The organism is Halobacteriovorax sp. XZX-3, from assembly GCF_043196495.1.
Taxonomy (GTDB): Bacteria; Bdellovibrionota; Bacteriovoracia; order Bacteriovoracales; family Bacteriovoracaceae; genus Halobacteriovorax_A.
In genome coordinates, this window is sequence record NZ_JBEBMO010000001.1 from 1,130,324 (window position 1) to 1,144,126 (window position 13,803).

The 13,803-nt window shown below is 39.1% G+C and carries 10 protein-coding genes; 1 reads left to right on the forward strand and 9 read right to left on the reverse strand.

Annotation, left to right across the window (positions count from 1 at the left end; all coding sequences use genetic code 11):
* Positions 1-31 precede the first annotated feature (31 nt).
* The 3 genes from ABMA70_RS05340 to ABMA70_RS05350 form a co-directional block, all read right to left on the reverse strand.
* Complete coding sequence (locus tag ABMA70_RS05340; protein WP_103216560.1) at positions 32-385, reverse strand: hypothetical protein; 354 nt, start codon at positions 383-385, stop codon at positions 32-34.
* Entirely contained in the window at positions 385-1,815 is a 1,431-nt protein-coding gene (pepD, locus tag ABMA70_RS05345) for a beta-Ala-His dipeptidase (protein WP_392991108.1), read from the reverse strand. Before pepD ends, ABMA70_RS05340 begins: the two co-directional genes overlap by 1 nt.
* Before the next feature lie 67 nt (positions 1,816-1,882).
* Positions 1,883-2,776: a hypothetical protein gene (locus ABMA70_RS05350; RefSeq protein ID WP_103216558.1), complete on the reverse strand. Its 894-nt coding sequence runs from the start codon at positions 2,774-2,776 to the stop codon at positions 1,883-1,885.
* Between the two features lie 166 nt (positions 2,777-2,942).
* On the opposite strand from ABMA70_RS05350, the gene acnB reads away from it, so the two are divergent.
* Complete coding sequence (acnB, locus tag ABMA70_RS05355; RefSeq protein WP_103216557.1) at positions 2,943-5,504, forward strand: bifunctional aconitate hydratase 2/2-methylisocitrate dehydratase; 2,562 nt, start codon at positions 2,943-2,945, stop codon at positions 5,502-5,504.
* A gap of 50 nt (positions 5,505-5,554) precedes the next feature.
* On the opposite strand, the gene ABMA70_RS05360 is transcribed toward acnB, so the two are convergent.
* The 6 genes from ABMA70_RS05360 to lysA form a co-directional block, all read right to left on the reverse strand.
* Positions 5,555-6,334, reverse strand: coding sequence for a hypothetical protein (locus ABMA70_RS05360; RefSeq protein ID WP_103216556.1), 780 nt, complete (start codon positions 6,332-6,334; stop codon positions 5,555-5,557).
* Between the two features lie 111 nt (positions 6,335-6,445).
* Entirely contained in the window at positions 6,446-10,516 is a 4,071-nt protein-coding gene (locus tag ABMA70_RS05365) for a tail fiber domain-containing protein (RefSeq protein WP_392991105.1), read from the reverse strand.
* Between the two features lie 152 nt (positions 10,517-10,668).
* Positions 10,669-11,616, reverse strand: a complete 948-nt coding sequence (gene dmeF, locus ABMA70_RS05370) for a CDF family Co(II)/Ni(II) efflux transporter DmeF (RefSeq protein WP_103216554.1) — start codon at positions 11,614-11,616, stop codon at positions 10,669-10,671.
* A gap of 3 nt (positions 11,617-11,619) precedes the next feature.
* A complete protein-coding gene (locus ABMA70_RS05375; RefSeq protein WP_103216553.1) occupies positions 11,620-11,898 on the reverse strand; it encodes a metal/formaldehyde-sensitive transcriptional repressor in 279 nt (92 codons plus the stop codon).
* A 93-nt stretch (positions 11,899-11,991) separates the two neighbouring features.
* Positions 11,992-12,546: a hypothetical protein gene (locus ABMA70_RS05380; protein WP_103216551.1), complete on the reverse strand. Its 555-nt coding sequence runs from the start codon at positions 12,544-12,546 to the stop codon at positions 11,992-11,994.
* A gap of 9 nt (positions 12,547-12,555) precedes the next feature.
* The gene (gene lysA, locus ABMA70_RS05385; RefSeq protein ID WP_392991102.1) at positions 12,556-13,803 is read right to left on the reverse strand and encodes a diaminopimelate decarboxylase; all 1,248 of its coding nucleotides are present in this window, start codon (positions 13,801-13,803) and stop codon (positions 12,556-12,558) included.

Consider the following 13,803-nt stretch of genomic DNA (forward strand, 5'->3'; position numbering starts at 1 on the left):
TTCTTATCGAGATTACGTCATTTTATCGAACTTAAAATTGATTAAAAATTGCCGTTAAAATTAATACGATAATTAAGTTACCAAAGAAAATTATATCTCTGAGGCTTATCGTTAAATTCAAGGCCTTAACAATCTCACTTTTTGAAGGAGATTTACCATTCTTTAACTGAAGTTGTTTAAATAGCTTTGATTCGATTTTCTTTTTAAAGTGCTGATCTTTAAAAAAAGCGATCCTGAGTCCAATTATAAGACAAACAAAGTATAACCACAGATTAGAAATTCCTAAATCTTTAGCAAAGATGTAAGTGATAATCATTGGTATTTGAACTACGATCAAATAAACAAAGAGAGTTAGAATATTATTTTGTATGCCAATAGTGAGCATTACATTAGCCTTTTAACGACTTCTAAAAATAAAAGCCAAGTCTTTTCAACTGAAGCAATTGAAACTTGCTCATCAGGAGAATGGGCACCAGTAATCGTCGGGCCAAAGCTAATGATGTCTACATCAGGCATCGCTTTAGAAAGGATTCCACATTCAAGACCTGCGTGAATAGATGAAATCTTAGGAGCTTTACCTCTTAAGTCTTTAAAGACCTCTCCTGTAATTGAAAGAATCTTAGATTCTGGATTTGGTTTCCATCCAGGATATGCTCCTTCAAGAATGGCCTTCCCATCGAGATCTTTTTGAGCTGAAATCATTTCTTGAGCAAAGTTATCTCTCGCCTCTTCACTCGCACTACGAATGAGATTTGCCATATTAAACTTTCCAGCTTCAAGAGTGATAACACCTAAGTTTGTCGATGTCTCCACGACACCTTCAAAGTGTTGATCCCAAGCTTTTACACCGTGTTGACAATTACTAATTGCAGATAGAACTAGCTTAGAGTCCTCAATTGAAAGAGCATTTGCTTCTTCATTTAAAGTGGCCAATTCAAATTTTAGGCCACCTTCTGCATGTTGATTTTTCTCCCAAAGAGATTCAAAGTTTTCACGAATCTTTGGAAGGTTCACTTCGCTTGTATAGAAGTCAACAAAAGCTTCTCTTGCAATAGCATTTCTTAAAGAGCCGCCCTTTATTGATACAAGTTGGATATCATCAACGCCTGCAAAAACATTTGGGATTAACTTATTTGCATTAAGACGGCCACGGTGAATATCAATTCCAGAGTGCCCACCTTTTAAACCTTTAATTGCAATTCTTTGACGTACGCCTTTAGCAGCTATTTGATTAAATTCTTTTTCAAAAATTAAATCAACACCACCGGCACATCCAATAATTAGCTCATCTTCTTCTTCAGTATCAAGATTAAGCATAATCTTACCTTCGAAGTGATCACCCTTTAGCCCAATTGCTCCATGCATTCCTGCTTCTTCACAAGCTGTAAAAACACATTCTAATGGAGGGTGTGCAATATCTTTACTTTCAAGAAGTCCCATCGCAAAGGCACAACCAATACCATTATCCGCACCTAGAGTTGTTCCATTTGCACGTACCCAATCACCATCGATAATCGTCGTGATAGGATCTATTTTGAAATCATGTAAGTTACCTTCATTTTTTTGAGCAACCATATCAAGATGGCCTTGAAGGATAATAGGAGCCGAGTTCTTCCCCCCTAGCTGACCAGGCTTTTTGATAATGACATTGTTTACTTCGTCACGATATGTTTCTAAACCTAAACTCTTTCCAAATAGAAGTAATAAAGTTTGTACTGCCTCTTCGTGGTAGCTGGGCCTAGGAGTATCTAGTAATTTTTGAAAATTTGACCAAACATATTTTGGACTTAATTGATCGACACGTGATTGATTCATAAAATAACCTACTTGTTATGTTTATAAACAATCTACTATGAAGATCAATTTTAGCAAAGCCCAAAAGCTATGCTGCTTCTTCGCCATCATCTTCCTGTGAAAAAGGAAAATGTGGAAATTGAGGGTGATTTTGCGCTTCTTCAATTAAGTACTTATCGACAATATGTGGACGCCAACTCAAGTAAACACCATCAAATTTATCGAGACTTAAGTTTTCATCGTAATGGGGGCTTCTCTTCACATCCATATGATAGATATCGATACTGCCTTCTTTTTCAAAGTAATTTCTAAGGTTAGAGCCTCGAGATAAGTAGAGTTTGCGCACCGTCGACACGTCTGCAGCAGATTCAATATTCAAAATGATATTATAGTGGCGATAATCCACTGCTAGATTGATCGAATTACACTTTAAATCTGGCTTATAGTCATATCTTTTACAATCACTTGTCCCCAAATTATGAATGAGCAATACTTTTTCAAAGATTGCTCCACCATGCTTTTGTGCTGCTCTTGCGCGAGATTTCGAAATCGTTATGGAAGCGGCCCCTTTATAGCGCAAAAAGTCAAAATCAATTCCTGCAACAAAACCTGGTCGCAAGACATCATTAAGTAAGAGAGTAAAATCACTCTCATCTGACATGGCCACTAAGTGAGACAACTTAGAAGTGCTTATGGCCAAGTAGCGTTTTTGGCCATAGATATTCTTTAGCTCAACAATCGCCTTTGTCCCTGCATAAACTTCAATCCAATTTACTTGTTTTCTTGTTTGAAGCGCAATGTCACCAAAGATACCTGAATCAGGCCCTCCCATTAGGACATTACAGCCAAGACTTTTCATTAAGAGCTTAGAAAAATGCTGCACATAAGATTTATGTACATTTATATATTCTAACAACTCCTCTTTAAAAAAGATTTGTTCACATAATTTTTCCAACTCTAATTCGAATTCTTGCTTTTTCATGTCTGACCTATCGTCTTCCAAACGATACGCACTGAGTTAAAAAAAGTTAATTTAGTCAAGCCTCCTTAAAGCTGATAACGACTAGCAAAAGGCCCGAAAAGATGATAAAAAAGCATGTATAAATCAAATACAAAAAACTGAATTTAACTCAAAAAGTCGAGGATCTATGTCTAATTTTCTAGAAGATTATCACGCACATGTTGAGGAAAGGGCCAAAGAAGGTATTCCTCCATTAGCATTAACAAAAGAACAAGCAACAGAAGTTGTAAAACTTCTTGAATCTGAGCCAACTCAGGAGCTTTTAGATCTTTTAAAAGATCGTATCAATCCAGGTGTTGACCCTGCTGCACAAGTAAAGGCAAGCTTTCTAATTGGTATTACAAAAGGTGCACACACTTGTTCACTAATTTCAAAAGAATATGCAGTTGAATTATTAGGTACAATGGTTGGTGGTTTCAACCTTCAAGGCCTAACTGATATCGTAGCAGGAAGTGATGAAGCACTTGCAAAGCTTGCTGCTAAAGAATTAAAAAACCTTCCTCTTGCAGTAAACGTTTTTGATGACGTTAAAAAACTAGCAGATGGTGGAAATGCTATTGCTAAAGAGATCATCGAATCTTGGGCAAACGCAGAATGGTTTACTAATAAGCCACAAGTTGATGAGTCAATCAAAACTGTCGTTTACAAAGTAGACGGTGAAATCAATACAGATGACTTCTCTCCTGCTCCATTTGCATTTACAAGAGCGGATATCCCTCTTCACGCAAATGTTATGGGTGGATCACTTTTCCCAGAAGGTCCAAAGCAAATCTCAGACCTTAAAGAAAAGTTTAACCTTCCTGTTACTTTCGTTGGTGACGTTGTTGGTACAGGTTCTTCTAGAAAGTCAGCAATCAACTCTCTTCTATGGTGTATTGGTGACGATATTCCTTTCGTACCTAACAAGAGACGTGGTGGTGTTATTATCGGTCAAACAATTGCTCCGATCTTCTTTAACACTGCTCAAGACTCTGGTGCTCTTCCAATCCACGGATTTGATGTATCAGCGCTTACAACAGGAACAGTAATTGAAGTTCGTCCACTTGAAGGAAAGATCCTTGATGAGAAAGGTAGCGAACTTGCAAAGTACGATGTTGCTCCAGAAACAATTCTAGATGAGTATAGAGCTGGTGGTCGTGTTCCTCTAATTATCGGAAAAATGCTAACAGATAAAGCAAGAGCGTCTCTTGGACAAGGAACTGCTGATGATTCAGGAATCTTTGCTAAGCCACACACAACTCTTGCACACGAAGGTCAAGGTTATACTCTTGCTCAAAAAATGGTTGGGAAAGCATGTGGAGTGACAGGAATTCTTCCAGGTACTTCATGTCTTCCAAAAATGACAACAGTTGGTTCACAAGATACAACTGGGCCAATGACAAGAGATGAGATGACTGAGCTTGCATGTCTAAAGTTCAATGCTGATCTTGTAATGCAATCATTCTGTCACACAGCTGCTTATCCAAAGCCAAGTGACGTTATCACTCACGCAACTCTTCCAGAATATATCAGAAACAGAGAAGGTGTAGCACTAAGACCAGGTGATGGTATTATCCACTCTTGGCTTAACCGTCTTCTAATTCCAGATACTGTTGGTACTGGTGGTGACTCTCACACTCGCTTCCCTCTTGGAATTTCATTCCCAGCAGGATCAGGGCTTGTCGCATTTGCTGCGGCACTTGGTGTTATGCCACTTGATATGCCAGAATCAGTTCTTGTACGTTTCACAGGAAAGTTACAACCAGGTATCACTCTTCGTGACGTTGTTAACATGATTCCTTACCAAGCAATTCAAGAAGGCCTACTAACTGTAGAAAAGAAAGGTAAGAAAAATATTTTTGCTGGTCGTATTCTAGAAATGGAAGGTCTTCCAGATCTTAAACTTGAGCAAGCATTCGAACTTACTGATGCAACTGCAGAAAGAAGTGCTGCTGGTTCAACAATTAAACTAAGCCGTGAAACAGTAGTTGAATACTTAAGATCAAACGTTGCTCTTATGCAGTCAATGATCGCAAACGGTTTTGGACACGTTGGAACACTAGAGAGACGTATCGCAGAAGTTAATGATTGGATTGAAAATGGTGAGCTGATGGAAGCGGATGCAAATGCTGAGTACGCTGCTGTTATCGAAATCAATCTTGATGAAATGAAAGAGCCAATCGTTGCTTGTCCAAACGATCCAGATGACGTTAAGAAACTAAGCGATGTTCAAGGTGATAAAATTGATGAAGTATTCATCGGTTCTTGTATGACAAATATCGGTCACTTCAGAGCGGCAGCAACTGTTCTTGAAGGTCAAGGTCAAGCTGATGCAAGACTTTGGATTTGTCCTCCAACAAAAATGGATCAAGATCAACTAACAAGAGAAGGTTTCTACGCGAAGTTCGCTGCTGCTGGTGCTAGACTTGAAATGCCAGGTTGTTCACTATGTATGGGTAACCAAGCACGTGTTAAAGATGGTGTAACAGTGTTCTCAACTTCAACTCGTAACTTCAATAACCGTATGGGTAAAGATGCTCGTGTTTACTTAGGATCTGCTGAGCTTGCTGCTATCGCTGCAAAACTTGGTTACCTACCAAAACCAGATGAGTACCTAGAGATGATGCAACCACTTCAAGGTAAGGACGATTCAATCTATCGTTACCTAAACTTTGATCAGATGGAAAATTTCTCAATTGATGAAGCTTAATAAAAGCAACATAGATAAAAAAGAAAGGGAGCTTAATAGCTCCCTTTTTTTTATTCGCAAAATTCTTTAATTACTTTCTTAACTCTTTTGATCTCAACTTTCCTTCCCGTATACGGAGCAAACTCTCCATACCAACGATTATAGTGAAAGAATTTATCTCCATAATTGTAGCGAACCTTTTGCAGCTCTCCAGGAAAATTACTATCAACTGCATAAAGAGTATAACCTGTTCTCGTCTTCTTCATATCCACAACAAGCCAAGCGTGAGCATCGATTCCCTTAATTTGTAATTTCTGATAAGTCACATCACCTTGATTAACAACGCGATCATAAAGTCCATCCATCATCTTTCTCATACCATTTTCGCTTCGCTTAGCTGTTCCAAGTAAACCAATCACCCACTGCTGATTAATAAACCCATCAGTTCTTTGCCAGGCCTCAAGTTCATTTTGAATTAAGTGATCATTATCAATTGAGAACTCTCTTAAGTTTCGATAACCAGGAATCTCAACGACACTACGGCCTCGACGAATTGCTTTTATGATAGTCTTCGCTTCATCTTCTGATGGTTTCGAATACTCTGGCCTAAAGATTCCAAGATAAAGGGCATTACGATGAAAGCGCGAGTGCCACCAACAAACACCACCATTAAGAAGGCCTCCGTAATTTCTAAAGCCCATGTGAGCACTTATCTTTGTCATCATCTGATTCCTAACAAAGTGCTTATTTTCTCTTTCTTTACAGAATTTCTGCTTAGTCGTTTGGGCCATGGCAGAATGTGCGCTAAATGTTGTTAACGCTATCAAAAGTGATAGATAAATAGATCTCATAGAATCGTCCCGTGTTTTTGTTCTAGATGGATTTCTATAACGCGTCGCCGCCAAATTCAAGGGAGCCTATAAAATCTTCTGTAAAACCATGGGAGTCTTTTGTAATTACGACTACTTAGATTGTTTGCTTTGACAAATCTTCGCTTTCGGATTCATTTCACAAAGAGCTTGCTTAAGCATCTGATTCTCTTCTTCAAGCTTTTTAGTTCTGGCCTCAAGAGAAGCAATATCTCTTCCCTGATCCTTTGAAATAGAAAATAAACTCTTAACAGCTTCAATAAGCGGCGCAACTAATTTTGCGTAAGCAACACTTAAATAACCATTCTCATCTCTTGATACGGCCTCAGGAAATACCTTCTCTACGTTTTGAGCAATAACACCGATATCTCTTCCTTCTTTAAAGTTCTTTTGAGGAAATTCATCTTTTCTCCACTCGAAATAAACTCCATCTAGAAGAGAGAGCTTATCTAAAATTGAGATTTCACTAGAGATCGATGTCACTTTCTTTTTGAGACGCTCATCAGATGTTGAGTCAAAGGCTGCTGTCCCTCTAACTGATCCATTTACATCTAAGGCAAAGGACCCACTTGGCGTAGTTGTAAGAATCCCTACGTTTCCATTTGTTCCGTTTACATTTAGCACATCAGTAAGAATGGCATCCCCAACTGATAGATTAATGTCTCCAGCAAATGCATGCATGCGCATTCCATTAGCTGTTTCAGGTGCTGAGTGAAATAGCATGACATCAGACCATGAAGCATCAGGAAAATCTGCGGCCCAGTCATAATTTGAATTAAGAAGCGCAAAACCGGCTTCTGAACCATCCGCAAGGAGTGTGAAGTTTACTTCAGAAGAAATTCCAACATTAGAATCTTGAATTTTCATTTCCGCATGAGAGTCCGAAATATGAAGATCGGCCGCTGGTGTATTTGTTCCGATCCCAACATTACCACCAAGGTTTACATAGAGACCTTCATCTAGACCAGAATAAGAAATATAATTGGCCCCAATTTGAAAGTTCTGCGTGGCCATGTGACTTCCAAGATCATCACCAGATACTGTAAGATCCGCAGGTTCCCACTCAGAAAAAGTACCATTCCAAGTTAAGACTTGTCCGTTAGAAGGAGGATTTGGAGATACACTTCTAGATTGTAATGTCGTATCACTTGCAGGAAGATTATACAGGTTTGTTGCATCTAAGGAAGGCAGTTTACCATCTAATTCAAGACGAAGTAACTCTCCACCCGCATTTGATGTTAATAGAGTTATGTCGTAATAGTCACCAACATCAGAAATACTAAAGTCAGTGCTAAAGTTAAAACCTTTGAATTGAAGTTCGCTACCATTCTTTTGTGCAAATACCCCGTAAGAACCACCGAGATTACTGGCCGTATTGACTTCACCTGCGGCAGCAATACCTGTTAATTGTGAACCATCGATAGCAGGTAGTCGTCCAGAAGCATCAAGACGTAGTAATTGGTTTGCTCCATTAGAAGTATTAACTCCCACTTGAACATCATTTACATTTTCAGTAATAGCAAGGTCACTCGTTACTGTCAGACCTTTTAATTCAAGATCAACACCTGTCTTTTGTTTAAATAAGCTAGCACCACCGACACTAGAAATCGTATTAGACTCCCCACCTGCTCCCGCACTTATTGTTTGCGGCTCCCATTGAGAAGCAATGTTATTCCATACAAGGGCCTGCCCATCAGTAGGAGCAGTAGAAGCAACGGCACGAGATTGAATTGTATTATCCGATGTAGCAATACCAGTTAACTGTGAACCATCAACAGCAGGCAAACGTCCGAAAGCATCAAGTCTTAGAAGCTCGTTGGCCGCATTTGCAGTTGTTACATTAATTTGAACATCATTAGTATTACCTGTCAGAGTAATATCACTTCCACCAGTTAAACCTTTAAAGACGAGATTCGTTCCAACTTTTGCTTGGAATAAACCTTCTCCTCCAGCACTAGAAGCAGTATTGGCTTCACCACCGGCACCACCAGTAACAATTGTAGTTGGCTCCCATTGAGAGCTTGTACTATTCCATAAAAGAGCTTGTCCATTGGCAGGAGCAACAGCAGATACTGTACGAGATTGAATTGCTGTTGCATCAGAGCTTCCACCAGCAATCCCTGTTAGAAGAGATCCATCAATCGCAGGTAGACGACCAGAGGCATCCAGTCTTAAAAGTTGATTTGCACCATTTGATGTATTGATCTGTAGATCAACAGTATTCGTACTACCAGAAACAGTGAAGTCTGTAGATCCTTGAAGACCTTTAAGAATTAAATCAACACCCGATTTTTGCTTGAAAAGTGAAACTCCTCCAGCACTTGAGATTGTGTTATTCTCACCAGACCCACCACCAGAAATAATCGTTTGTGGCTCCCACTGTGAAGTTCCGTTATTCCAAACAAGCGCCTGTCCATCGGCAGGAGCAGTTGTCGCAACATTGCGAGTCTGAAGAGTTGTCGCATCAGAGCTTGCAGCAGCAAGTGTTTGAGGCTCCCACTCTGAAACAGAATTATTCCAAGTAAGAACCTGGCCATCAGTTGGCGCAGTTGATGAAATATCCCTCGTTTGTAAGCTAACAGCATCACCTGATGCAGAAGCCGCAATACCAGTTAAAAGAGATCCATCTAGTGCAGGAAGACGTCCGAAAGAGTCAAGACGAAGAATCTGTCCCGCTCCATTTGAAGTATTTATTCCGATTTGAATATCATTTGCATTTCCTGTTAAAGAAATATCAGTAGTATTTGATAGCCCTTTAAAGACTAAGTTTGAGCCTACTTTATTTTGATAAATTGCTTCGCCACCTGCACTTGAGGCCGTATTAACTTCACCACCAGCACCTCCAGCAGTAATAGTGGCAGGCTCCCACTGCTGACTTACATCATTCCATAAAAGTGCCTGACCATTTGTAGGTGCGGCAGCAGAAACATCTCGTGATTGTAAAGTTGTATCCCCACCACCTGCTGCGATTCCAGTTAGCAAAGAACCGTCGAGTGCCGGAAGACGACCAGAAGAATCTAATCTTAGAAGTTGATTGGCACCGTTGGCCGTATTGATTTGAAAATCAACTGTATTTGTACTCTCATTAATAACGAAATCAGATGAACCTAAAATACCACGCATAACAAAGTCCACACCAGACTTTTGCTTAAAGATAGAAGCACCAGATGCCGTCGACATCGTGTTAGTTTCACCACTTCCACCACCTCCACCAGAGATGCCTGTTAACTGCGAACCATCAAGAGCAGGTAGTCTTCCAAGAGAATCAAGTCTTAGAAGTTGGTTTGCACCATTTGCTGTGCTTATTTGAAGACCAAGAGAGTTTGATCCTTCAGTAATATTAATATCAGAAGATGGAGAAAGACCTTTAAACTGAAGCTGACTACCAACTTTTTGTTTGAAGATTGAAGTTCCACCAGTTGAGTAAACTGTATTGGCCTCTCCAGTTCCACCTCCACCACCGCTTGCGATAGTTGAAGGAACCCAAGAAGAATTAGTACTGCTCCAAACAAGTGCCTGGCCATCAGTAGGAGTGATATTCGAAACGAGTCGATTGTGAATTGAAGTTGCATTTGTTGAAGAACCGCCTTCATCTGTACCAATAACCCAATTTGTTCCATTGAACTTTAAAATTGAGCCTGAGATTGCTCCACTTGTATCTGTATCGTAAAGATCATCAACTGTGAGATTAACCGCACCTAACTTTCCATTAACAGAGGTAACGCTAGAAGTTGGTTGATTAGCAGGTGCCCACTTTCTTGTGATGGCATTGTATTGGAGTATCTGCCCATGAGAAGCACCAAGATCTGGAAGATCAACATTAATCGTAAACGTGCTTGCACCATTTGCACTTTGCAAAGTCATCGTAAGAATTTGATTTAGAGGAAGAAGAGTATTCGAAAGAGCATCTGCAATGATTTCTCCCTCATTTTGCGATCCAATTGAAAAGTCTGAAGTCGTCCCACTCTTATCAGTGATGCGAATATTTTCAACCTTATGAAGACTTGAACCTACAATTCTAAGCTTATCACCTTGAACACTAATATTGCTTACCTGAACTTCTCCACGTGAATTTTCACGACGTTGAATCTCAGGCACACAACTAGTAACCAGTAGCTGTAGGCATAAAATATGAATGTATGATTTCTTAAATATCTTCATCATTTCGCCTCTTTATCGACGAGCTCAATTAAATTCGTATGAGAATTTTAATACAAATTAAAAATCGGCAAATAAAGTACTGAAATGATAAGAGGTAGACTAAAAAGATGGGGCATTGCTGCCCCAAAAATACGGCATTTTAAATACTTATAAAATTATGAATTTGTACAAAGACGCTCTTCCACAATGAGATGAGAAATATTGTACTTAGCTAAAATTTTCTCGCGGTAGTATTCACTCCCCTTCAAATTACAATTGTAAATCATCACTTCACAAGCATGAGCATTTGGAGCAATTCTCCAGAGGTGAAGGTCTGCTATTTCTATATCATCATCGTGAGAGAAAAGTTTTCTAATCTCTTCCTCATCAAATAATTTAGAGTTCCCATCAAGTAGTTCCCAGACTGTATCTTTAGCAAGTCCCCATGCCCATTTTAAGATAACGATGGCACCTAGAATTCCAATAATAGGATCGGCCCAGTTCCAACCAAAATACTTTCCAGCAAAGAGTGCAGCAATGGCCATGACAGAAGTTAGAGCATCGGCAATAACATGAAGAAGTGCTGAGCGGTGGTTGTGGTCATGAACATGGTTATGGCCATGACTGTGATCGTGACTGTGACCGTGATCATGTCCATGATGATGATCATGGGAGTCCCATAGAAGAACTGCACTTAGGATATTTACAATTAAACCAATGATGGCCACAAGGATGGCCGTTTCAAATTTAATTTCCATTGGATTTAAAAAGCGGCCAATAGATTCAACTCCCATCACAATAGCAACAATTCCCAACATAAGCGCACTTGTGTAGCCTCCCAAAGGAATCATCTTACCTGCACCAAAGCTAAGCTTTTCATTAATTTTTTCAGAACGTGCCAAGCGGTAAACGATAACAGTTATCCCAAGTGCACCAACGTGAGAGCCCATATGCCAGCCATCAGCAAGTAAGGCCATTGACCCCGTAAAATAACCATAGCCAATCTCTGCTACCATCGTGACAAATGTTAAAAGAATAACAAGCATCGTTCTCTTTTCATTTGAGCCTAGACGATCATCTTCTAGGACATAATTATGTGGTTCTAAATGTTCTTTATGTTTCATACTTTACTTCCAATAAGTTTTTATTAAATTTACTAATTCAATTGCAGCTTCATCCTGAGGAGTCTTTGGGTCAAGTGGTGAAACCATCACATGGTTCTTCACATGTTCTTCAATCAACTCTCCAGTTAGGCCATTAAGTCCACCGCGACACGCGGCCAGAGTTTGTAGAATGCTGTAGCAATCCTTATCTTCTTCAAGAGCACGCTCAACCGCTTCAAGTTGTCCCTTGATACGTCTTATTCGCGTGATAATTTTTTTCTTATTTTGATGAATATGGGCCATCGTTAACCTCCGCTCACTATACTATACCCCAGTATAATATATAAAGATAGAGCGAAGAAACACCATGTAAAATCAGCTACTTAACAAACGTTGTTAATCAAAGCTTTGTCTAAAGTATGAACGAGGAAATTTTAAAAGCTCAAGTTTAGGAATATTGAAGTCCCCAATTTTTGTATCATTGAGTGTTACGGCATAGAACTCATTCTTGCCTTCTTTTCCAATAACGAAAACATTTAACTCCTCACCTTGCATGAAGAGCTTGTGTTCACCAAACTTACGGTATTCACCAAAGGTAGTCTTTTGATCTTCAAGTGGAAGTGTTTCCGGTCCTAAAGGTAGACGAAAACGATAACTACTAACAAGGTTTCCAGCAACAATCATGGCATTACCGCGATTAAGTTTCGTTGTGGCCTTGTTAATGAAGTAATCCATAATATAAGCGATAAGATCGACATCTTTTAAATTAAGGTCATAAATCTTTTGTTCGTTACCTTCTAAACGAGACTGACGATTTAAAATCACTTGTGAAATAAAAACATTTCCTGAAGGATGTAAAATACGAACCGTATTACCTTGATCCTTTGAAATATCCCAGGCCCATTCTGTTGTTGGAAAAAGTGGTGTTAGTGTTACAGTTTTTGAATTCATATTTGGATCCTAATCACATTGTTCCAAGTAGTAAAGATCTTGGTAAGTTTCTCGCTTTCTTATTAAACGATTTTTATCGCCATCAACAAGCAACTCACATGCTCTTGGTCTTGAATTATAATTACTAGACATCGTAAAGCCATAAGCTCCACAAGAGCGAATTGCTAACAACTCTCCCTCACTTAGTTCAAGCTCCCTATCTTTTGCAAGATAATCCCCTGTCTCACATACTGGGCCAACGATATCAAAATTTTCTTTTATTCCTCTAATTGATTGATCGACTTTGATGACTTCTTGCCATGCTTGATAAAGGGCTGGTCGCATTAAATCATTCATTGCCGCATCAACAATAGCAAAATGCTTCCCCTCATTTTCCTTAATGTACTCAAGCTTTGTCACAAGTATTCCCGCATTAGCAGCAATCGCTCGACCAGGTTCAAAGATAAGTTCTAACTCAGGATAGTCCTCAAGGCTCTTAATTACTTGAGCAAGATATTCACTTGGATGAGGAGGAACTTCATCACGGTATTTAACTCCTAATCCCCCTCCTAGATCAATATGCTTAAGGGGCGTACCGTTTTTTCTTAGAGTATCAACTAATTGTTTTAGCCTCTCTAATGCCTCTAGAAAAGGACCGATATTAGTTAGCTGCGAACCAATGTGGCAGTCAATGCCTTCGACACTGATCGAGTCTAATGAATGTGCGATGTCATAGACTTCTTGCGCTTTTTGAAATGAAATACCAAATTTATTTTCTTTTAAACCTGTTGCAATATATGGGTGCGTTTTAGCATCGACATCTGGATTCACTCTAATTGAAACCGGTGCCTTCTTTTTCATTTTTTTAGCAACTTCATTAATTCTTCTAAGCTCAGCTACTGATTCGACATTTAAGCATTTAATACCTTTTTCAAGTGCAAACTCAATTTCATCATAAGACTTTCCTACCCCAGAAAAAACCGTCTTTGATGCTTGTCCACCTGCTGCCAATACTCTTTCAAGTTCACCACGAGAAACGATATCAAAACCACTGCCCATTGCGGCCAGTTCTTTTAAGATATTAATATTTGAATTCGCCTTAACTGCATAACAAATTAAATGACGATGTTCTTTTAAAGGTTCTTGAAAAGCTAGAAAGTGTCTCTTAAATGTTTTCAAAGAATAGATATAAAGTGGAGTTCCATACTTTTGAACAAGATCGGCTACTTTATTATCCTCTGCAAATAATTCATTTTCTCTATAATTGAAAAAATCCAT

Coding starts and splice junctions, on each gene's coding strand:
- lysA (WP_392991102.1), bottom strand. CDS start 13,803: ATGGATTTTTTCAATTATAGAGAAAATGAATTATTTGCAGAGGATAAT.
- ABMA70_RS05380 (WP_103216551.1), bottom strand. CDS start 12,546: ATGAATTCAAAAACTGTAACACTAACACCACTTTTTCCAACAACAGAA.
- ABMA70_RS05350 (WP_103216558.1), bottom strand. CDS start 2,776: ATGAAAAAGCAAGAATTCGAATTAGAGTTGGAAAAATTATGTGAACAA.
- ABMA70_RS05375 (WP_103216553.1), bottom strand. CDS start 11,898: ATGGCCCATATTCATCAAAATAAGAAAAAAATTATCACGCGAATAAGA.
- ABMA70_RS05360 (WP_103216556.1), bottom strand. CDS start 6,334: ATGAGATCTATTTATCTATCACTTTTGATAGCGTTAACAACATTTAGC.
- ABMA70_RS05365 (WP_392991105.1), bottom strand. CDS start 10,516: ATGATGAAGATATTTAAGAAATCATACATTCATATTTTATGCCTACAG.
- acnB (WP_103216557.1), top strand. CDS start 2,943: ATGTCTAATTTTCTAGAAGATTATCACGCACATGTTGAGGAAAGGGCC.
- dmeF (WP_103216554.1), bottom strand. CDS start 11,616: ATGAAACATAAAGAACATTTAGAACCACATAATTATGTCCTAGAAGAT.
- ABMA70_RS05340 (WP_103216560.1), bottom strand. CDS start 385: ATGCTCACTATTGGCATACAAAATAATATTCTAACTCTCTTTGTTTAT.
- pepD (WP_392991108.1), bottom strand. CDS start 1,815: ATGAATCAATCACGTGTCGATCAATTAAGTCCAAAATATGTTTGGTCA.